The 17,937-nt window shown below is 71.9% G+C and carries 26 protein-coding genes; 11 read left to right on the forward strand and 15 right to left on the reverse strand.

Annotation, left to right across the window (positions count from 1 at the left end; all coding sequences use genetic code 11):
• Positions 1–96: 96 nt before the first annotated feature.
• Entirely contained in the window at positions 97–339 is a 243-nt protein-coding gene (locus MOX02_RS05825; protein WP_147024859.1) for a hypothetical protein, read from the forward strand.
• 11 nt (positions 340–350) lie between these two features.
• On the opposite strand, the gene MOX02_RS05830 is transcribed toward MOX02_RS05825, so the two are convergent.
• On the reverse strand, positions 351–578 hold the full coding sequence (locus MOX02_RS05830; protein WP_147024860.1) for a hypothetical protein: 228 nt from the start codon (positions 576–578) through the stop codon (positions 351–353).
• 220 nt (positions 579–798) lie between these two features.
• Between MOX02_RS05830 and MOX02_RS05835 the strand changes: the two genes are divergently transcribed.
• The 3 genes from MOX02_RS05835 (at position 799) to MOX02_RS05845 (ending at position 3,081) form a co-directional block, all read left to right on the forward strand.
• The gene (locus MOX02_RS05835) at positions 799–2,175 is read left to right on the forward strand and encodes a methyl-accepting chemotaxis protein (RefSeq protein ID WP_147024861.1); all 1,377 of its coding nucleotides are present in this window, start codon (positions 799–801) and stop codon (positions 2,173–2,175) included.
• Between the two features lie 149 nt (positions 2,176–2,324).
• Positions 2,325–2,699: a hypothetical protein gene (locus MOX02_RS05840; RefSeq protein WP_147024862.1), complete on the forward strand. Its 375-nt coding sequence runs from the start codon at positions 2,325–2,327 to the stop codon at positions 2,697–2,699.
• A 70-nt stretch (positions 2,700–2,769) separates the two neighbouring features.
• Entirely contained in the window at positions 2,770–3,081 is a 312-nt protein-coding gene (locus MOX02_RS05845; RefSeq protein ID WP_238178809.1) for a hypothetical protein, read from the forward strand.
• Positions 3,082–3,085: 4 nt separating this feature from the next.
• Here MOX02_RS05845 and MOX02_RS05850 read toward each other — a convergent pair whose 3' ends face one another.
• Entirely contained in the window at positions 3,086–3,418 is a 333-nt protein-coding gene (locus MOX02_RS05850) for a hypothetical protein (RefSeq protein ID WP_147024863.1), read from the reverse strand.
• Between the two features lie 222 nt (positions 3,419–3,640).
• Here MOX02_RS05850 and MOX02_RS05855 point away from each other — a divergent pair, with 222 nt between their 5' ends.
• The 4 genes from MOX02_RS05855 to MOX02_RS05870 all read left to right on the forward strand — a co-directional run bounded on the left by MOX02_RS05855 (position 3,641) and on the right by MOX02_RS05870 (position 5,636).
• Positions 3,641–4,372: a LuxR family transcriptional regulator gene (locus MOX02_RS05855; protein WP_147024864.1), complete on the forward strand. Its 732-nt coding sequence runs from the start codon at positions 3,641–3,643 to the stop codon at positions 4,370–4,372.
• A gap of 89 nt (positions 4,373–4,461) precedes the next feature.
• Positions 4,462–5,124, forward strand: coding sequence for an acyl-homoserine-lactone synthase (locus tag MOX02_RS05860; protein WP_147024865.1), 663 nt, complete (start codon positions 4,462–4,464; stop codon positions 5,122–5,124).
• A 31-nt stretch (positions 5,125–5,155) separates the two neighbouring features.
• Entirely contained in the window at positions 5,156–5,359 is a 204-nt protein-coding gene (locus MOX02_RS05865) for a hypothetical protein (RefSeq protein WP_147024866.1), read from the forward strand.
• Between the two features lie 58 nt (positions 5,360–5,417).
• A complete protein-coding gene (locus tag MOX02_RS05870) occupies positions 5,418–5,636 on the forward strand; it encodes a hypothetical protein (RefSeq protein WP_147024867.1) in 219 nt (72 codons plus the stop codon).
• Positions 5,637–5,643: 7 nt separating this feature from the next.
• Here the strand turns inward: MOX02_RS05870 and MOX02_RS05875 are convergent, their stop codons facing one another.
• Complete coding sequence (locus tag MOX02_RS05875) at positions 5,644–6,549, reverse strand: LysR family transcriptional regulator (RefSeq protein ID WP_147024868.1); 906 nt, start codon at positions 6,547–6,549, stop codon at positions 5,644–5,646.
• Positions 6,550–6,646: 97 nt separating this feature from the next.
• On the opposite strand from MOX02_RS05875, the gene MOX02_RS05880 reads away from it, so the two are divergent.
• Both MOX02_RS05880 and MOX02_RS05885 read left to right on the forward strand, forming a co-directional pair.
• Positions 6,647–7,972: an MFS transporter gene (locus tag MOX02_RS05880; RefSeq protein WP_238179050.1), complete on the forward strand. Its 1,326-nt coding sequence runs from the start codon at positions 6,647–6,649 to the stop codon at positions 7,970–7,972.
• A 178-nt stretch (positions 7,973–8,150) separates the two neighbouring features.
• On the forward strand, positions 8,151–8,369 hold the full coding sequence (locus MOX02_RS05885; protein WP_147024869.1) for a hypothetical protein: 219 nt from the start codon (positions 8,151–8,153) through the stop codon (positions 8,367–8,369).
• Here MOX02_RS05885 and MOX02_RS05890 read toward each other — a convergent pair.
• From MOX02_RS05890 to MOX02_RS05925, 8 genes are all read right to left on the reverse strand, one after another.
• A complete protein-coding gene (locus MOX02_RS05890; protein WP_147024870.1) occupies positions 8,361–8,612 on the reverse strand; it encodes a DUF6894 family protein in 252 nt (83 codons plus the stop codon). The two genes, MOX02_RS05885 and MOX02_RS05890, sit on opposite strands and share 9 nt — an antisense overlap.
• 419 nt (positions 8,613–9,031) lie before the next feature.
• On the reverse strand, positions 9,032–9,673 hold the full coding sequence (locus MOX02_RS05895) for a Crp/Fnr family transcriptional regulator (protein WP_306424507.1): 642 nt from the start codon (positions 9,671–9,673) through the stop codon (positions 9,032–9,034).
• 289 nt (positions 9,674–9,962) lie between these two features.
• The gene (locus MOX02_RS05900; protein WP_238179048.1) at positions 9,963–10,226 is read right to left on the reverse strand and encodes a hypothetical protein; all 264 of its coding nucleotides are present in this window, start codon (positions 10,224–10,226) and stop codon (positions 9,963–9,965) included.
• Between the two features lie 68 nt (positions 10,227–10,294).
• A complete protein-coding gene (locus MOX02_RS05905; RefSeq protein ID WP_147024872.1) occupies positions 10,295–10,567 on the reverse strand; it encodes a hypothetical protein in 273 nt (90 codons plus the stop codon).
• A gap of 30 nt (positions 10,568–10,597) precedes the next feature.
• Positions 10,598–10,870 (reverse strand): hypothetical protein, encoded by a 273-nt coding sequence (locus tag MOX02_RS05910; protein ID WP_147024873.1) that lies wholly within the window; start codon positions 10,868–10,870, stop codon positions 10,598–10,600.
• A gap of 63 nt (positions 10,871–10,933) precedes the next feature.
• Entirely contained in the window at positions 10,934–11,572 is a 639-nt protein-coding gene (locus tag MOX02_RS05915; RefSeq protein WP_147024874.1) for a hypothetical protein, read from the reverse strand.
• Positions 11,573–11,623: 51 nt separating this feature from the next.
• Entirely contained in the window at positions 11,624–11,896 is a 273-nt protein-coding gene (locus MOX02_RS05920) for a hypothetical protein (RefSeq protein WP_147024875.1), read from the reverse strand.
• Between the two features lie 348 nt (positions 11,897–12,244).
• Positions 12,245–13,522 (reverse strand): adenylate/guanylate cyclase domain-containing protein, encoded by a 1,278-nt coding sequence (locus MOX02_RS05925; protein WP_238179046.1) that lies wholly within the window; start codon positions 13,520–13,522, stop codon positions 12,245–12,247.
• 190 nt (positions 13,523–13,712) lie between these two features.
• Between MOX02_RS05925 and MOX02_RS31015 the strand changes: the two genes are divergently transcribed.
• Entirely contained in the window at positions 13,713–13,862 is a 150-nt protein-coding gene (locus tag MOX02_RS31015) for a hypothetical protein (protein ID WP_170267690.1), read from the forward strand.
• A 7-nt stretch (positions 13,863–13,869) separates the two neighbouring features.
• Here MOX02_RS31015 and MOX02_RS05930 read toward each other — a convergent pair whose 3' ends face one another.
• From MOX02_RS05930 to MOX02_RS05945, 4 genes are all read right to left on the reverse strand, one after another.
• Positions 13,870–15,066, reverse strand: a complete 1,197-nt coding sequence (locus tag MOX02_RS05930) for an MFS transporter (protein ID WP_238179045.1) — start codon at positions 15,064–15,066, stop codon at positions 13,870–13,872.
• A 103-nt stretch (positions 15,067–15,169) separates the two neighbouring features.
• The gene (locus tag MOX02_RS05935) at positions 15,170–15,409 is read right to left on the reverse strand and encodes a hypothetical protein (protein WP_147024876.1); all 240 of its coding nucleotides are present in this window, start codon (positions 15,407–15,409) and stop codon (positions 15,170–15,172) included.
• Positions 15,410–15,481: 72 nt separating this feature from the next.
• Positions 15,482–16,627, reverse strand: coding sequence for a hypothetical protein (locus MOX02_RS05940; protein WP_306424506.1), 1,146 nt, complete (start codon positions 16,625–16,627; stop codon positions 15,482–15,484).
• An 83-nt stretch (positions 16,628–16,710) separates the two neighbouring features.
• Positions 16,711–17,730 (reverse strand): SDR family oxidoreductase, encoded by a 1,020-nt coding sequence (locus MOX02_RS05945; RefSeq protein ID WP_147024878.1) that lies wholly within the window; start codon positions 17,728–17,730, stop codon positions 16,711–16,713.
• Positions 17,731–17,937: the final 207 nt, after the last annotated feature.

Below are 17,937 nucleotides of genomic sequence, written 5' to 3' on the forward strand. Positions count from 1 at the left end.
CCGTGGATAGGCGTCGCGGCGCGGCCGGATCCGTACGAAGCGTCTTGCCAGAGAGACGGGATTAACACACCGTTAAGGCCAAGCTCTGGACTGACGATGACGCTCCTGTACCACCCTCACGCCCATCCGCACCCCCTCCGCCCGACGCGCGAGCGGATCCTCGACGTGCTGCTGTTTCTGCTGTCGCAGAGCGCCGCGCCCACGCACCGTGACTGGTTCGAGGCGGTGGACGACATGTTCGGCGAGTTCAGCGAGCCGGAGAAGCAGCGGATGGTGGAGGCCGGCGTGGCGCTTCTGGAGCGCACCCTGAACCCGGCGCCCCAACGGCTCGCGGCGTAGGTGGGACCGCCTCAGACCGCGGTGCCCTCGTCGCCCGCACGCTCCTCGCCCGCGGAGAGCGGCGGGCACAGGCCGGCGGCGGCCTCGGCGAAGCCGCGCCCGTAGTATTTCGACACCGCCGTCCAGAACCCGGCGCCGCCGCCCTCCGGGATCAGGCTCAGGCGAAGGTTGATCGCATCCCGCGCGGCCTCCGCCAGACCCTCGACCTCCTCGGCCGCGATTCCCACGATCGTCTGCATGACCTGCCCTCATGACGTGACGCCGGGAGAGCAACGTCGCGGACCCGAGATCCGATCCGGCCGAGGTTGGACACGTACCCGTCAGCCCGCCCCCGCATCGCCGGCCGGCGGCTGAAACCGCACAGTGCAGAACTGTCGGCCCGGCTGCCAAACCAACGTCAGGTAGAAATTAACGAAGTCGCCGTATCATTTCCTCAAGAAACCTTTGAGGAACCCAGGAATGTTGCGGTCGGCCCTTAGCAGTTTTCGTGCAGCGCCGGTGCAGGCGGTCGCGGTTCAGCAGGCGCCGCGCGACGACGAGCGTCTCCTCGCCGCCGTGGAGCGGCTGATCGCGAGCCAGCATCTCGCGGCCGATGACCTGCCCGCCGGTCCCCTGGCGGACGCCCTGCGCCGGCTCGAAACGTCGAGGGCCGAGAGCCGCCTGCGCGACCTCGCCGACCTCGCGCGGCTCGCCAAGGAAGCCTCCGAGGCGGCCATCAACGTCGGCTGGACCACCTACGACGTCGGCCAGATCGCGAACTCGTCGCAGACCATCGCCAGCGCCACCGAGGAGATGGTCGCCTCGATAGCCCAGGTCGCCGAGACTTCCGAGGGCGCCGGCGTCCGCGCGCACCACGCACAGACATCGATGACGATCTGCCTGCGGGACGTGCAGCAGACCCGCGAGGCGATGCAGGCGATCCACGACCGCACCATGCAGATCGACGAGCGCCTCAAGGTGCTCCAGGGGGCGATCGCGCAGATCGGCACCATGGCGGCCACGATCGCGGGCATCTCGGGCCAGACGAACCTTCTGGCGCTCAACGCCACCATCGAGGCGGCCCGCGCCGGCGAGGCGGGACGCGGCTTCGCGGTCGTCGCGGCCGAGGTGAAGGCGCTCTCCGGGCAGACGGCGAAATCCACCGAGGAGATCCGCTCCTGGCTCGGCACCCTGCAGGCCGAGATGGGTCTGATCGCCGACGCGGTGAGCGAGAGCCGCGAGGCCGTGGCCGGCGGCAGCGCCCTCGTCGCCGAGCTCGGCGCCCGGATCGCCGAGGCCGAGACCGGCATCACGGAGACCAGCAGCCTCACCCAGGCGCTGGCGCAGACGCTCGGCCAGCAGCGGACGGCCACCGAGGAGATCGCCCGCAACGTCCAGGACATCGCGGAGAAATCCGCCAAGACCCGCACCGAGATCGACAGCATCACCGAGCGCCTCGTGAAGACCGAGAGCTCGGCGCAGATGACGCTCGACGCGGTCGAGGAGACGGCGCCCGTCTTCCGCCTCGTGCGGCTGCCCGCCGATATCGGCACCTGGAAGCGCCGGCTGGCGCGCATCCTCGCCGGCTTCGCGCCGGCCGAGACCGGCGCGGCGGCGATGCGCGAGGGCGAGACGCTGCGCCTGAGCCAAGCCCTCGCGCAGGCACCGGAGGCGAACCACCCGGCCTTCCCGGCCTTCGCCCGGGCGGAGGAGGCGGCCCTGCGGGAGGCCGAGCAGATGGTCCGCGCCATTGCGCGCAGCGACTGGGAGACAGGGACGCCGGCCTTCCGCGCCGCGTCGAAGGCGATGAAGGAGATGCTCGACGCCGCAGAGCAGATCACGCGGGGAGCCCGTTAGGGTCCGATCCTCCGGGCCGCCTCGGAGTCCGGTCTGAAATTCGGACTCCGGCAAAATATCCCGGTTCGATCCGGGAAAATGTTGTATACTGCATGCAACCGAGGGCCGGAGCGGGCGTTTCACGCTGCGGCCATGAGGGGGCAGCTTGTATGACGAGAATCGTCCTGGCGTTGGCAGCCGTCCTGATCGGGACGGGAAGTCCTCTGGCGGAGGAGGCGCGGTACTTCTGCGCCGAGGATGCCAAGGTGGCGCTGACGAGCCACGACGGGCGGGGCGCCGCGCCGCCGTCCCTCCGCTTCGACGTCGAGTTGTCCGACGAGACCATGTTCGTGAAAGGCGGCTACCCCGGCATCTATCGCTGCACGATGGCGGACGAGGGGAAGTCCAAGACGATCTACTGCCGCTCGCCGGACCGGAAGGTGATCTTCGCGATCAACACGTCGAGCCTGCGCTTCTCCCTCGCCCGCCTCAGCACGGAGGAGTCGGCGGCCCCGTTCGTCTCGGCCGGGAAATGCGTCGATTGAGCAAGGCGGGCCGTTAACCCGCCGGTCACCCTGCTCGCAGGCTGATCTCCGCCGGCCTCCGGAAGCGTGCATGATGCGGCATCTGGAGGTGCCGATGTTCGTGCTGATAGCGATGGCGATGGCCGGCGGCCTGCTGACCGGCGTGGCGCTGGCGCCGCAGGGATTGCTCGTCGCGCTCCTCGGCGCGCCGCTCGGCGGCAGCCTGTGCGCGGCGCTCGCCGCCCTTCTCCTGATGCGGCGCCGCGACGAGGATTGGCGGCGCGATGCCGACCTCGACGCGCAGGTCGACGCGATGGTCGCCTCGCTTCGCGCGGTCGCGGCCCGGGCGAACGGGCCGGGCGAGCGCGAGGCTCACCCGAACGCCGGCTCGCGCGCGGCCTGAGCGCTCAGGTCCGCTCCGGCCTCGTGCCGGCCTGAGGCTGCGACGCGGGCTCGGCCCGCTTGTCGGCGTGCTTCTCGGCCTGGCGGCGGCTGATCGCCTCGACGGCGCGCAGGGCCTCCAGGCGCGCCTCCTCGTCCTCGATCGATTCGAACGCCTTGTGCAGCCGCAGGCTGTCGAGCAGGCGCTTGCGGTCGGGCGCCTGCCCGTCCACCGCGACCTCCAGCGGCGGCGTGCCCGAATGTCCGGGCACGGGGCGCTCGGCGAAGAATGCGGCCGGGCTCAGGTCGAGCGCCGCCGCGATCCTGCGCAGCAGATCCCACTCGTAATCCTTCGACATCGCGACTCACCTGTGCGAGCGGGCGCCCCAGCGTGGCCCGGCGGCCCGGGCCGCCCCGGCATCGCGCCGGGCTGGGAAGACCCGGCGCCTACCGGGGAGGAAAAAGAGCCCGTTCATACAATTTCTCCTGGCATCATCCACCCGGGCGAAAGCGTCAAGTTAAACTATCTCGCGAGTTTGCGGTTTGGTACAATCAGAGGTCGACATCGTGATCGCCCCTTCGTGCCCGACATCCGCCAGACCTCGTTCGACATCATCCACCGGCTGCGGGCGACGCGCTCGCGTGCGGAGGTCTACGCCGAATTGCGGGCCGCGGGCCGCATATTCGGGTACGACGCCTTCCTGATCGGCGGACTTCCCCAGACCGAAGCCGAGGGCCTCCTCGACTGCGCCATGATCACGGGCTGGCCGGACGCGTGGTCGCGGCGCTACCATTGCCAGGGCTACCTGCATCAGGATCCGGTGATCCGGCAGATCCGGCGTACCACGGAGCCGTTCCTCTGGACGGATGCGGCGCGCCTGCACGAGGACCCGAACGGCGCCCGCGTCATGGACGAGGCGCGCGGCTTCGGGCTCCGGGACGGCTTCTGCGTGCCTTTCCACGACCTCGACGGACGCGAGGCCGGAGTGAGCTTCGGGTCCGATCGCCTCAGCCTCTCCGAGGACGAGCGCGCCGGCCTCCACCTCGTGGCGATCTACGCGATGTCGAAGGCGCGCGCGGTGTCGGCGCTGCGCGCGAAGGGCGAGTTCGAGCCTCCGGGCGGCCTCACCGACCGGGAGATCGAGTGCCTGAAATGGTCGGCGGCCGGCAAGAGTGCCTGGGACACCGGCCAGATCCTCGCGATCTCGTCGCGGACGGTGGAGGCGCACCTCGCCAGCGCGGCGCGCAAGCTGAACGCCGTCAACCGCGTCCAGTCGATCGCCGAGGCGCTCCGGCGCGGCATCATAGCCTGACGGTCGCACCCCCCTCCACCTCGTAAATCTACGAATACGCCCGCGCGGCTTCCTGCCCGACTCTCCCGGCGACGAGGAGGGCCGCAGGCATGTTCAAACTCATCAGCGGGCAGGACGGTTCGGAAGATCCGAACCTCATGGACAAGGTCTACCGGTTCCGGCACGACTTCTTCGTCGAGCACCTGAAATGGGAAGCGTGCCGCAAGCCGGACGGGCGCGAGATCGACGCGTTCGACACGCCCGAGTGCTATCACGTGGTCGGGCTCGAGGGCGATGAGGTCGTCTCCTACTCCCGGCTCCTGCCGACCACGCGGCCGCACCTGCAGACCCACCTCTACCCGGAGATCCTGAAAGGCGCGCCGGCCCCGTCCGGGCCGCGCATCTTCGAGTGGACGCGCTGCGCGGTGGCTCCCTCCAAGCGGGAGAGCAGTCGCGGGGCGGACGCCGTCTCAGGGCCCTCCTTCACGGCGGTGGCCGAGGCCGCGGAATTCCTCGGGCTCGAAGGGCTGCTGGTGCAGACCCACCCGATCCTGGTGAGCCGGCTGATGACCTTCGGCTGGGACGTGGAGGCCCTCGCCCTCCCCTGCCCCTACGACGGCTCGACCATCCTGCCGATCTGCGCGCGCCTGATGCCGGAGACGATCGACACCCACCGTCAGGTCTTCGGGCTCTCCGGCTCGGTTCTCGACATCGACACCTTCGACCTTCCGCGCCGCCGGCGCATCGAGGCGCCGCGCCGCCGCTCCGCCTGACATCCCTCAGGCCCCCGATCAGGTGAGTACCATGCCAGAGCGATACACATCCAACGGCGACGCGCCCGCGAGCGCTGCGGCGCGCGCCGCCGCCCGCTGCCTCGAAGCGCGCGAGGCCATCGGGCAGATCGGGGATCCGACCGTCCAGACCCTGTTCGACCTGCTGCTGCTGCAGATCGGCCGCAACCTCGCCGAGGAGATCCAGGGCGATTCTCGGATCGCCCTGGTGGACTAGCCGGGCCTCGCCCGAGTCTCCCGCCCGAAGACCCGATGCCGTGAGAGGAGGATCGGCGATGCAAGCCTACGTCGTCTGCGTGCGGGGCCTCCCGGCCTATCCGATGAAGGGCAAGGAGCACCGCTACGCCGTCCTCGCGAGCAACCGGGCCTGCGCCCTCGCCGCCATCTCCGACCATCTCAGGTACGGGAGCATCGCGGAGCTGACGGACGAGGTGCTGCGTGCCGAGCGGGTCGAGCAGCTCGGCCTGCTGCCGGGCAAGCCGAAGCTCCTGTAGGCGCGCCTCAGGGTCGGCGCCGCGCGGGATCGGCCATGATCGCCCGCAGCCGATCGCCCGCGAACTCCGCCGCCCGCGAGACCGGCCGGTCCGAGGGGTAGCACAGGACGAGGCGGCGCGTGGGCGCGGGATCGACGATCGGCGCGGCGGTCAGTCGCCCGGCCGCCACGTCCGCGCGGATCGGCGCCAGCGGCAGGATCGTGCGGCCGTATCCGTGGCGCACGAGATCCTTCAGGGCCGTGTAGCTGTCCGTCTCGACGCCGACGTCGAGCACGATGCCGGCCTCCTCCGCGAACTGGTCGAGCACGTTGCGCAGGCCGTGGCGCGGGCTCGCCAGCAGGAGGGGCATCCGGGCAAGGTCCGCGAAGCGCACGGGGCGGTCGGCCGACAGCCCGGCATCGGGCGGCCCGATCAGGAACAGGCTCTCCCGCATCAGCGGTTCGGTCCGCAGCGCGCGGCTGGCGCGGGGATCGTAGAGCACGGCCACGTCCACCTCGCCGCGGTAGAGCCAGTCGAGCAGGTAGCCGGTATAGGCGCTGACGAGCTGGACCAGCACGGCCGGGTGCTGCGCGCGGAAGGCCGCCACCAGCGGCACCGACACCATGTCCGCCACGGTGGGCGGCACCCCGACCGCCACGTGCCCGGCGAGGGCCGAGCCCGGCCCCGCGGCGTTGGCGCGCAGGGCCTCGATCTCGGCGAGGACCCGGCTCGCATGCGCCACCACCTCGCGGCCCCGCTCTGTCGGCACCATGCCCCGGCCGTGGCGCTCGAACAGGCGCAGGCCGAGCTCTTCCTCCAGCATCCGCACCTGCCGGCTGAGGGCCGGCTGGGCGATCCGCAACCGGCCGGCCGCCTTGCTGAGGCTGCCGAGCTCGGCCACGTGCACGACGGTGCGAAGCTGGGACACGTCCATGAGCCATAGAATTCCGCGATAGCTGATTGATGTAAACGGCTGACGTGCGATAGCTGCCGCGCGCGTACAACGCGCTGGTCAGACCGGAAGACCAGCCGTGAGCAGTGCCAGCCCCGCCGCCGACCTCGTGCCGGCCCCTGCCGCCCGTTCCGCGACGCTCCCCCGCCGCGGGCCCGCGGCCTCGGCGGGCGGGTCGCAGGCCGGAGAGGCGCGGGCGGCGACCTGGACTGAGCCGGGCACGGGCCCCTACCGGCGCATCAGCGCGGCCCTGTTCCTCGCCGGCTTCTCCACCTTCTCGCTGATCTACGCGGTGCAGCCCTTGCTGCCGGGGCTCGTCGACGAGTTCGGCATCAGCCCGTCGGCCAGCTCGCTCGCTCTGTCGCTGACGACGGGGTTCCTGGCCTTCTCCATCCTGTGCGCCGGCGCCGTCTCGGAGACCGTCAGCCGCCGCGGCCTGATGTTCGGCTCGATGACCGGCGCGGCGCTGCTGCATATCGGCAGCGCGCTCGCGCCGAGCTGGCACGCCGTGCTCGCCCTGCGGGCGCTGGAGGGCATCCTCCTCGGGGGCGTGCCGGCCGTGGCCATGGCCTATCTCGCCGAGGAGATCCACCCGCGGGCGCTCGGCGCGGCCATGGGCCTCTACGTCGGCGGCACCGCCTTCGGCGGCATGATGGGGCGGGTCGGCATCGGGATCCTGGCCGAGTTCGCCTCGTGGCGGACCGCCCTCGGGGTCCTCGGCGCCGTCGACCTCGCCGCGGCCCTCGGGTTCTTCGTCCTGCTGCCCGCCTCGCGCAACGTCGTTCGGCGCCGCGGCGTGTCCCTCGTCCACCACCGGGACGCCTGGCTGAAGCACCTGCGCAATCCGGGCCTGCCGCTCCTGTTCGCCATCGGCTTCCTCGTCCTCGGCGCCTACGTGAGCACGTTCAACTACCTGACGTTCCGGCTGACGGCCGCCCCCTACGGCTTCAGCCAGGGGCAGATCAGCGCGATCTTCACGGTGTTCCTGTTCGGCGTGGCCGCCTCCACCCTGGCCGGGTCGCTCGCCGACCGGCTCGGGCGGGGGCCCGTGCTGATCGCGGGCGTGCTCACCATGGCGGCCGGCACCGCCCTGACCTGCCTTGCCGCGCTCGGCGGCATCTTCGCGGGCATCGTCGCCGTGACGGCGGGCTTCTTCATCGCCCACGCGGTGGCGAGTGGCTGGGTCGGCCGGATGGCGCAGGGCTCCAAGGGGCACGCCGCCTCGCTCTACCTGCTCGCCTACTATCTGGGATCGAGCCTGATGGGCTCGGCCGGCGGCTGGTTCTGGTCGGCGGCCGGCTGGCCGGCCGTGGCCGGCTTCAACGCCGGCCTGCTCGCCCTCGCACTCGCGCTCGCCCTGCGGCTGAACCGGATCGAGAAGCGTTCCGTATCCGCCCCGGCGTGACCCGATGCCGAGAGCCGGGGAGTCGAGAGGCGGGGATCGGCCGCGAATGGCTTTGACGCGGCGCCACGATCGGCCTTAGCCTGATCGGCAAACGGACCTCCGCCGCCGAGCGAGGCGCCGCCCGGTCAGGGCCGAGCGACCGGACGCCCGCGCGAGGATCCGGACCGGGAGGATACAGATGTTCGCCGCCGGCATCCGCGGGGCCGTCTCGCATCGGATCGTCGATTCCTACCCCGCCGTGGAGCGCCATCTCGGCCGCCCCGGCCGCGGCCGGGCGGCGAACGACAACGCCGCGCCGGCCGCGTCGCGTACCCGCCTGCGGGTCACCCTGTCGGGAGCGCTGCTCGGCACGCTCGCGCTGATCGCGATCCTCGCCGGCTCTTGGCCGCTAGGTTGAGGCGCCCGGGTCCTGCCACGCGCCGACGAAGTTGAGCATGCCCTGATAGAGGGTCGTGCCGGCCTCGTCCCGCACCTGGACCAGGAAGGTGTGCCGATCGCCCGAAGCGATCTTCTCGCGGGCCATGTCGGGCAGCATCGCGGTCGCGAGGCGGCGCGCCGTCGTCGCGTCGGGAAGGTCCTGCCCCTCCTCGTCGCGCACGTTCAGTTCGCCGTCGTCCGAGTCGATGAAGAAGCGCGGCATCTCCCATCCCCCCAAGCGCGGGAGGAGAACAGGACGGCGGGTCCGCGGTTCCCGGTTCCCCGGCGCGAAGAGTCGCGGCCCGAAGATCCGGACCGATGCCGCGCCGCCCCGCGCGGCCTCCTCCCGCCGCGATCGGCTTCCGCAGTCCGACGCCGTGTCCTCGCCCGAGAAAGTCTCGTCTTAACCGCGCGGGTTATTGTTAATCCGCACCCCCTGCGGGATGGTCATTGGCCGGCAACAAACCGGATTGCCAACTCACGCAATGTTTGCAACTTGAAGATGCAATAGAGACCATCGAAATTCGGAGAAACGTCCCGTGCCCTGGCTCTGCGTCGTCGTCCTGCTCAAGGCGTCCCTCGGCCTGATGGCCTGGTCGGCCTGGCAGATCCTGAGCATCGTCGGCTGACCGGAACCCCGGCTCAGGTCGCGACCAACTTCTCCAGGCCGAGATATTCGGGATCGAACTCCGAGATGCGGACGAGGGCCGGCCAATCCTCGATCACGAGGGTGCTGCTGTGCAGGCTGATCAGCTTCTGCCCCCGCAGCACCTGCAGCACGCGGTTGACGTGCACGTTCGAGAGGCCGAGCGCATCGCCGAGATCCACCTGCGTGATCGGCAGCGGGCAGCGCCCGTCACCGGCGAGCCCGACCGCGCGGAGCTTGAGGTAGAGCTCGCAGAACAGATGCGCCATGTGCTCGAAGGCGGAGCGGCGGCCGAGGCCGAGCATCCAGGCGCGGAAGACGGCGCCGTCGATGAGGGTGCTGCGCCAGAACACCGCCGCGAGCCCCGGATGCGCGGCGATCAGCTCGCGCAGGCTCTCGTGCGGGATGAAGGCGACCGTGGCCTTGGTAAGGGTGGCGACGCTGTGATCCATCACCGGTCGGAACAGGCTTTCCAGGTCGGGGATGTCGCCGGGAACGTGGAAGGAGAAGATCTGCCGACGTCCGCGGGTGAGCAGCTTGTAGCGGCCGGTCCAGCCCTGGACGACGAGGCAGCATTGCGTCGTCCGGTCGGCATCGCGCACGATATCCTGGCCCGCGGAGAGTGTCCGGACAGTCACGGACAGCCCTGTCAGCGCCTGTCGCTCCTGCGGCGACAGTGACGCGATGGACTCCAGCTTACGGATCAGCACACCCAGCGACTGTTCGGCAGCCGAAACCACGCGCCCTTGCCCCACTCCGACGTTCGAAGCGCGGCAGATTTTCCCGACGCCCCGCGCTCACCGCGGCTGTACCGTCGGCATAGTCTAGCTAGCCGGTGCGGAAGCGCCTTTGATTGACGCAGGTTAACCGCCCTTGCGATTTCCCGCCGTCATGCCCAGTGACGTGCGACCGCAGGGTGCGGACGCCTCAGCGGCAGCCGCTGCAGACCCCGTCGAGCACCCGGTCGAGCGCCTCCTGGCGCGGCGTGCGTGCCTCCGGATCCGCGGTCGGCGCCGCCGCCGCGCCGGGCGGCAGCGTCTGGCCCGAGGCCGAGGTGTGGGGTGCCGTGATCGTCGTCTGGGGCCCGCCTCCGGTCCCCGTGACCGCCGTCGCAGCCGCCGCGACGGGCCCGGAGAGCAGGAGGAAGGCGCCGGCCGCCGCCAGGACGGCCGGGATCTTGGTCGGGACCATGGGCGTGATCTCCCTGCGGTTGGTCGGGACGCCGCCCGGCGCGGGTGCGGGGCGGCGCCGGGGCACGGTCAGCAGGCCGAGCCGCCCGACGTCTGCCCGTACTGCTTCACCGGCCGGTTCTGCTGGTTGGCGTTGCCCTCGCTCGCCGAACTCGGGATGCACCGGCCGTAGGGCGAGGCACCGTAGACCGGCCGCGCCCCGTTGCGGGCCGGATCCTCGAGGAACAGCCGCGGCGCGACCTCCTCGATGGAGCCTGGAAAACCGTAGGCCGAGGCCCCTGTGACGGGGGCGGCGAGGCCGAGGGCGAGCAGGGCGGCGAAGATGGCGGGACGCTTGGTCATGTTAAATCCTCGGACTGTGCGGGCATCGGCTCAGCGGACGGAGGGTGAGGGGTTTCCGGGCCGGACGGCGCCGGTGGTGCTGTCGTGCACGGGGCCGCGGATCTGGTCGCTCGAGGGCGAGCGCGGCGCGATCGTCCCGCCGCCGATCTCGGCGCCGAACAGCTCACCGTGCGGACCGGGGTAGATCGCCCAGTGTCCGGGCTGCTGATCGCGCCGGGCCTCGGCGGCGGCTCCCGTCACCGTCGCGCCGATGAGGCCGAGGGTAAGTCCGGCAAGGGCCGCTGTACCGACAAGACGAAGCATGACTGATCTCCTGTTCGCGTGTGGATTCCCGTGTGATGCCCCGAAGGGCCTTGCCCCCTCGCCTCATGGCTGCCGCTCCAGCGTGGCGCGGCCCGCCTTCGTGATCGCCCACTCGCGCCGCCCTTCGGCATCGACGGAGCCTGTCGGCGCGACGAGGCCGCGGTTGTGCAGGGCCTGGATCTGCGCATCGCCCGCCGCGTAGGTGCGGGGGGCGCGGGCGAGGATGCCGAGGCGGTAGCCCGCCAGCGGCGCGAGCGGCGCCTCCGCCCCGTCCTGGCCGGCGCGCGTCCAGGACACGAAGGCGATCCAGGCGGCGCGGTCGGCCTCGTCGTCCGCGCCGCCCGCCTCGGCGAGGTGGCGCTCGATGTCGGCGAGGATCTCGTCGCGGTCCCCCTCGCGCAGGGCCGCCCAGTGCGTGCGGAGCCAGCCGGTGCACAGGCTCGCCGCGTGGCACGGGCGGCCCAGGCTGTAGCGGACCGCCGCCAGCACCATGAAGCCGGTATCGACCCGCTCCGGGTTGATGCCCCGCCCCTGGTGCCACTGGCCGATCTCGGTGCGCAGGATCGTCTCGACCGTGCGCCACTGCCCGAGCGTGAGCGCGACCGCAGGCCGCGCGGTGTCGCTCCGGCAACGGGTGCGGCTGACGGCGAGCTGCCGCTCCACCTCCGCCGCGACCCCCTGGCGCTGACCCCGTGAACTCATCCGATCCCCTTTCCTGCCCGAAACCCGATCCTCGTCCGCTCCGCCCCCGCCTCAGCGCCGGCGCCAGCCCGAGGCCCAGTGCGGCTCGACGAGGCGGGGCGAGCCGCGGTGCATGCCGGCGCGCTCCGAGAGCATGGGCTGGCCGAGGATCTGGCCCGTCGACCGGCGCTGCGAGTGGAGCGAGCGGGGGTCGTGGTAGGGGTGGTGCACGAAGGAGCTCATGTGAGCCCCGCCCGCGGGTTGGCGGCTTCCCTCGGCGGCGGCGTGGCCCGTCAGCCCGAGGAGCAGGGCGAGGACGGCAGGAGCGGCGCAGAACCTCATCATCTCAGTCCTTTCCTTCGATTGGACGATGTCTAGGTCTTGAACGACCAAACATCAGATGAGTTTCTAAATATCTCCTGATGTATTATATGCAAGTGATGAACAACACCTCGAATTTCCTGCGTTTTAATCCGAAGTTTAATCTTCATGGTGACGGAGCGCACCGCAACGCCGGGGCTCACGGAACCGACCGGGATTAAAGAGGACTGTCGGGTCGCCGTGAATCGGAGATATTTTGTATGCCAAAGATCCGAGAGATCGGATCTCTGCTCGCCCTGTTCTTGGGGCGCCGCATCGGGATCGCAGGCAGGGAGCGGCTGCCCGGTCCCGGCCGTATGGCTCGAGGCGGGGTCAGGCGAGCGTGAGGAGAGGCAGGCTTCCGGCCGCGCCCGCCGGCTCGCGCACGGGGCAGAGAGCGAGGCCGTCGCCCGGCGGATCACCGAGGAGCTGCGCGAAGGTCTCCGACAGGGCGAGTTCGAGGCCCGCCGCCTTGGCGCGGCTCTCGATGCGGGCGAGCTGGTTCATCGCCGTCCCAAGCACCGTGAACTCCGCCCGGTACCCGTCGTCGAACACGCCGACGAGCACCTCGCCGGCATGCAGCGCCACGATGATCGACAGGTCGGGCTGGCCCTCGCGCCGCCGCGTCGCGTTGAGCTCCTGCAGCCGCCGCCCGATCGCCCGCGCGCTGCGGAGCGCCGCCCGCGCCTGCTCCCCGGGCCGTCCGGATACGAAGAGCGCGAGGATTGCGTCGCCGACATACTTGTCGACGATGCCGCCCTCCTCCGTCACGACCGCGTGTGTCAGCGCGCGGATGTCCAGAAGGGCGCGCACCACATCGTCGCGGGCGTGCTCCCGCGTGAGGGCGGAGAAGCCGCGGATGTCGAGGGCGAACAGGCAGGCGTGGCGCGCCCGGGCGGTGCCGAGGCCGCCCTCGCGGGCGAGGTCTGCGGCGACCTTGCCGGGCACGAAGCGGGCCAGCACCGCCTTCTCGCGCTCGACGCGCAGGGCCGTGGCCACGGCCGAGCGCAGGCGCCGGGTGCCGTCGATCACCACGAGGCCCGCGGCCAGGAAGGTGAGGAGGCTGAAGACCTCCTCCGTCAGGGACACCCGCGGCCCGAGATGCATGCTGCCCGGCACGAGGGCGGCGAACAGGATGGTGCCGCCCCAGGCGAGCGTCACCAGCCCGCAGAACAGGATCGTGTGGGCGACCCGCATGGTCAGGCCGGTCTGCAGGAGGAGCAGGAAGGCCGGCAGCCGGCTCACCGCGGCGACCGCGTCCTCGGCCTCGGATACGGCACCCGCCAGCATATGCTCGACGACGAGGTAGAGGGCGATGCCGGCGTTGAGCAGGGTCGAGGCCCAGGCCAGCCAATCGGGCTCGCGCCCGCCCTCCTCCTCGCCGGCCGCGAGGCGCGTTCCCGGCTCGCGGGAGGCGAGGCCGAGGCCGAGGGAGCAGATCGCGTAGACGCCGAGCACCACCCAGTAGCTCGGCGCGTGGAGCGTGCCGCCGGCCGTGACGGCCGTGGCGAGGAGCACCACCACGATGATCATGTGGAGGGCGAGCGGACGCCCGCCCGCCGCCGCCCGCATCAGGCGGAAGGCGCCACCGTTGCCGCCCGTCCTGCTCACGCCCTCCGACACCGCGTCCCGGATCCCCTGCCCTGCCCCGCACGGGCCCATACCACATAGGGGCCGGATCGCCCGACCCTGCCGCGGGCGGATCACGAAACAATCAGGGCGTGCGCAAGAAACACCTCGGCAACCTTGACCGGGTATGACCGGACTCGCTCCAGTCCCCGAGCATCGAGAGGAGGCCCGCATGTCAGCCGCCCGCCCGCTCCGCCGGCTCCTGCGCCCGATGTCCCGGATCCTCACGGCGGCCGGCCGCGCCTTGCAGGAGGCCGCCCAGCGCGACCGCGCCCTCCCGGCCCGGCCGGCCGGCGAGGTCGTGTTCCGCCACTACGTCTGAAGCGTCCCTACCGGACCCGCCAGAGGGCGAGGACGAGCCCGACATTCGCCAGCGCGAGGGCCGCCAGCACCGCGAACAGCGCGTCGGCGCCCCCGTGCGTCAGCACGAAGGCGCCGAGCAGCGGCGCCAGCGCCTGCGCGACGAGCCCGGGGCGGGCGAGGCGCCCGATCAGCCGCGCGTAGCGCTCCGGCCCGAACAGGACGAGGGGCACGGTGCCGCGGGCGATCGAGTAGATGCCGTTGCCCGCGCCGTAGAGGACGAGCGCCATCCCCACCACCGGCAGCCCGTCCGCGAGGAGCAGGATGCCGAGGGCGACGAGGCTCATCGCGGCGGTCAGCGTCCAGAGCGGGTGGTAGCGGCCGCGACCGGCGATCTCGACGACCCGCGCCGCCACCTGCGACGGGCCGATCAGGGCCCCGTAGGTGACGGCGGAGGCGAGCGGCACGCCGCGGGCCTGCAGCAGCGTGACGAGGTGCACCGAGACGAGCGTCATCACGGCGCCGCCGAGGGTGAGCACCCCGGCCATCAGCAGGAAGGCCCGCCGTTCCCGCGGGTCGAGCGCGGCCGGCGCCGGCGAGGAGGCCGCGCCGCTGTGGGCCGACCCCGCGCCGGCCTCCGGCAAGAGGCCGAGCACGAGCGGGAGGGAGACGCAGAGCTGAAGTCCCGCGTAGGCGAGGCAGGTGCCGCGCCAGCCAACCTGATCGACGAGGAGCGCCGAGAGCGGCCAGCTCACCGTGCTGGCGAAGCCGCCCCAGAGCGTGAGGGTCGTGATCGCCGGCCGCGCCTCCGCGCCATAGAGGCGGCCGAGGGTGGCGAAGGCCGGATCGTAGAGGCCCGAGCCCATGCCGAGCCCGAGAAGGATCCAGCCGCCGAGGAAGACGGGCAGCGTCGGCGCGAGCCCCAGGATCACGAGGCCGAGCGCCATCACCAGCGCCGAGAAGGCGAGCACCGGCCGGCCGCCGCGCCGGTCGATGATCGCGCCGACCTGCGGCGAGGCGAGCCCTGCCACGAGCAGCCCCGCGGAGAGGCCGCCGACGATGCCCGAGAGCGGCCAGCCGGTCTCGGCGGCGATCGGCGCCGCGAGAACCGAGAGCAGGTAGAAGGAGGAGCCCCAGGCCAGGATCTCGAAGATGCCGAGGGCGCCGACGACGCGGAGGCGGCCGGGGGGCATCCCTGCGGCGCGGCGAGCCGGGCGGCCTTCCATCGATCATCCTCCCCCTCGCCCGCGCGGCGCCGCGATGCCCGATGCTGCCGACTGCCCCGCGGCGCGGGATCGCGGCGCCCGGGCGTCAACTGCGCGGGCGCCCTCAGATGATCCGGACCTCGCCGGGCTGCAGGTTGATGGCCTTGGTCGTCCTCGCCGAGAGGCTGCCCACGACGGCGACGCGGGCCTCGCCCTCGACGAGTGCGCGCACCGCGGACACAGCCTCCGCCGGGCTCTGCCGGACGACCGCGTAGACCGCGTCCGCCGGCTGGCTGTCGGTCTCGGAAACCGGCGTCACGGCAACGAGATAGGCGGCGAAGCGCTTGTGCTTGTCGTTGGCCATCGCGGTCCTACTGCCACGGCGGAATCGGTGGAACAACAACTCGGACGCGGATCGGGTCGCGGCCTTCGTGCCTCAGCGCAGGTAGATCACGCTGTAGAGGGTGCGCTTCAGTTCCTCCTCCCACAGCCAGATCCGGCCGTTGTCGCAGCGCTCCCGGATCCCCTCGCGCATCCGGGCGCAGTACTCGCCCGTGTTGTCCTGCACGCGGTACTGGCAGCCCCGGGCCGTGCGGCGCCGGGCGACGATGGCGCTCGAATGGTCCGCGGCCACGTCCGGGTCCTTCGGGTCGCGCTCCTCCAGCACGTACCAGCTGTAGCCGACGGTCGGGGCGCGGCCGTGATCGAGGGCGTAGTCGACCATGGCGAGCATCCGCGAGACGGTGCTCGCGCTCGGCGCCCGGCCGGCCTCCAGCATCTCCATGAACTCGAGCTGGTTCGAGGCGACCCGGAAGGAGACCGGCAGCAGCGGCACCGGCGAGGGCTCGCGCCGGCACAGCGTCTCGACCCGGGCGAGCCACGCCGCGTTGACGGCGTCGGCGCGGCGGCTGCGCAGCCTGTCGACCGTGGCGCCGACGCTCCGGAAGCACTGGTTCGGCGCCCGCACCGGGGCGCCGTAGCGCAGGGCCGCGAAGGTGCGGGTGAAGTGCGCGTAACCCTCGTGCGAGGGCAGGTCCCGCTCCGCGCAGAGGCCGCCGAGATTGTAGAGCAGGGCCGCCGCATCCTCCTCGCCGCCCTCCAACTTGTCGAAGTAGGGCTGCGCCTGCGGGTTGCCGTCCCGGCTGATGTCGGTGGCGTTGCGGCTCCAGTCGATGTCGGCGCGGTAGGTCGGATGCGCCCGCAGATGGGCCCGGATCCGGGGATCGCGGATCTCGGGCAGGCGGGCGGGATCGGCGAAGTAGAATTTCGAGGCAACGTCGAGGGGCGAGACGGCACGGCCGACCCGCTGCGAGATCATGTCGGCGGTGGCGTAGGCGAAGCAGATCGCGCTGTCGCCCTGGCCGACCGGGATGTCGGCGGGCTGGGGCGAGATCCGGTTGCTGCCCGGCAGCCGGTGCGTCGCGGGCGGCATCGCGATGGTGACGTCGCTGCAGGCGGCGTTGCGCGCGTAGCGGGGCTTGGCCGGCAGGATGCGCGGGTCGTACCCGCCCGCCGCGACCGGTCCCGCGATGCCGAGCGCGAGCAGCACCGCACAGGCCGCCCGGGCCGCCCCCGCTCTCACCCCCCGCTGCCCCATCCCCGGACGATTGCCCCCTCCGACACGGCAGCGGGCATATCACGGCCGCGGGCGGCCGGTCATGCGGCTCAGGTCCGGCGGTTGCCGCGCGGGCCGCCGGCGAGCATCAGGGCCGCCGTCATGGCGACGCCCGCGGCGACCATCCCGGCCGTGGCGAAGGGGTGGAGGGTCGCCCGCGTGTAGGCGCTCGTGCGCATGACGTAGCCGGGATGGCTGCCGTGCGCCTGCCCGTCGCCGGCGGGGCGGTGGAGCGCGCCTTCCGGGTTGCGCGGGGCCTCGTCCCGCCGCTGCAGACTGGTGACGGCGGGCGCCAGGAGGTCGTAGGCGCCCGGCGCGAACTCCTTCAGCCCCGTCAGGATCTTGCCGCCGCCGCCGACGAAAATGTCCCGCTGCGGGTGCACGGCGGCGTGGAGGATCGCGCGGGCCACCTCTTCCGGCGGGTAGACCGGGGGCGGCAGCTTCGGCTCTCGGTCGGTGTAGTTGCGGGCCCGCTGCGGCAGCGGCGTGTCGATCGAGGTCGGCTTGACGAGGGTCACCGAGACGGGCGCCCCCACCTGCAGAAGCTCCATGCGGAGGGCGTCGGTGAAGCCCTTCACCGCGTGCTTGCTGGCGCAGTAGATCCCCTGGAGCGGGAAGGCGAGGTCGGAGGCGACGCTGCCGATGTTGATGAGGGCACCCCCGCCCCGGCGCAGGTGCTCGACGGCGACGAGCGAGCCGTACATCGTGCCCCACAGGTTCGTCTGCAGCAGGCGGGCGGCGTCCTCATCGCTGACCTCCCACACATAACCGTAGATCGTCAGACCGGCGACGTTCACCCAGGTGTCGAAGCCGCCGAACTCGGCGATGGTCCGGTCGGCGACGGCCTGCACCTCCGCGCGGCGGCCGACATCGGCCACGACGTCGAGGGCGCGCCCGCCCGCCGCCTCGATCTCGGCGCGGATGCGGGCGAGTGCCTCCCCGTCCCGGGCCACCAGCACGACGCGGGCGCCCCGCTCCGCCGCCATGCGGGCGGTGGCGAGGCCGATGCCGCTCGAGGCGCCCGTGACGACGATGACCTGTTCGGCGAGCGGCTTGTGGACGAGGTTCATCGGGCGTCTCCGGGTGGGTCGCCGCGCGCGGCCGGGCGTCTCGCCCCGGGCCGATGCGCGCTGAAGTTGTGTCGAGCCGAGCTAAATCAACTCGCGCATCGCAAACTCGCCCGGCCGCCGGCGGTTTCCGGCCCGCACTGCGGCGGATGAGCCCCGCTCCGCTTTTGCACGTCGTGCAAAAACACACTTGAACACCGTTCAAACCAC

This window comes from Methylobacterium oxalidis (assembly GCF_007992195.1).
GTDB lineage: Bacteria > Pseudomonadota > Alphaproteobacteria > Rhizobiales > Beijerinckiaceae > Methylobacterium > Methylobacterium oxalidis.

Coding starts and splice junctions, on each gene's coding strand:
- MOX02_RS05825 (WP_147024859.1), top strand. CDS start 97: ATGACGCTCCTGTACCACCCTCACGCCCATCCGCACCCCCTCCGCCCG.
- MOX02_RS05830 (WP_147024860.1), bottom strand. CDS start 578: ATGCAGACGATCGTGGGAATCGCGGCCGAGGAGGTCGAGGGTCTGGCG.
- MOX02_RS05835 (WP_147024861.1), top strand. CDS start 799: ATGTTGCGGTCGGCCCTTAGCAGTTTTCGTGCAGCGCCGGTGCAGGCG.
- MOX02_RS05840 (WP_147024862.1), top strand. CDS start 2,325: ATGACGAGAATCGTCCTGGCGTTGGCAGCCGTCCTGATCGGGACGGGA.
- MOX02_RS05845 (WP_238178809.1), top strand. CDS start 2,770: ATGATGCGGCATCTGGAGGTGCCGATGTTCGTGCTGATAGCGATGGCG.
- MOX02_RS05850 (WP_147024863.1), bottom strand. CDS start 3,418: ATGTCGAAGGATTACGAGTGGGATCTGCTGCGCAGGATCGCGGCGGCG.
- MOX02_RS05860 (WP_147024865.1), top strand. CDS start 4,462: ATGTTCAAACTCATCAGCGGGCAGGACGGTTCGGAAGATCCGAACCTC.
- MOX02_RS05865 (WP_147024866.1), top strand. CDS start 5,156: ATGCCAGAGCGATACACATCCAACGGCGACGCGCCCGCGAGCGCTGCG.
- MOX02_RS05870 (WP_147024867.1), top strand. CDS start 5,418: ATGCAAGCCTACGTCGTCTGCGTGCGGGGCCTCCCGGCCTATCCGATG.
- MOX02_RS05875 (WP_147024868.1), bottom strand. CDS start 6,549: ATGGACGTGTCCCAGCTTCGCACCGTCGTGCACGTGGCCGAGCTCGGC.
- MOX02_RS05885 (WP_147024869.1), top strand. CDS start 8,151: ATGTTCGCCGCCGGCATCCGCGGGGCCGTCTCGCATCGGATCGTCGAT.
- MOX02_RS05890 (WP_147024870.1), bottom strand. CDS start 8,612: ATGCCGCGCTTCTTCATCGACTCGGACGACGGCGAACTGAACGTGCGC.
- MOX02_RS05900 (WP_238179048.1), bottom strand. CDS start 10,226: ATGGTCCCGACCAAGATCCCGGCCGTCCTGGCGGCGGCCGGCGCCTTC.
- MOX02_RS05905 (WP_147024872.1), bottom strand. CDS start 10,567: ATGACCAAGCGTCCCGCCATCTTCGCCGCCCTGCTCGCCCTCGGCCTC.
- MOX02_RS05910 (WP_147024873.1), bottom strand. CDS start 10,870: ATGCTTCGTCTTGTCGGTACAGCGGCCCTTGCCGGACTTACCCTCGGC.
- MOX02_RS05915 (WP_147024874.1), bottom strand. CDS start 11,572: ATGAGTTCACGGGGTCAGCGCCAGGGGGTCGCGGCGGAGGTGGAGCGG.
- MOX02_RS05920 (WP_147024875.1), bottom strand. CDS start 11,896: ATGATGAGGTTCTGCGCCGCTCCTGCCGTCCTCGCCCTGCTCCTCGGG.
- MOX02_RS31015 (WP_170267690.1), top strand. CDS start 13,713: ATGTCAGCCGCCCGCCCGCTCCGCCGGCTCCTGCGCCCGATGTCCCGG.
- MOX02_RS05930 (WP_238179045.1), bottom strand. CDS start 15,066: ATGGAAGGCCGCCCGGCTCGCCGCGCCGCAGGGATGCCCCCCGGCCGC.
- MOX02_RS05935 (WP_147024876.1), bottom strand. CDS start 15,409: ATGGCCAACGACAAGCACAAGCGCTTCGCCGCCTATCTCGTTGCCGTG.
- MOX02_RS05945 (WP_147024878.1), bottom strand. CDS start 17,730: ATGAACCTCGTCCACAAGCCGCTCGCCGAACAGGTCATCGTCGTCACG.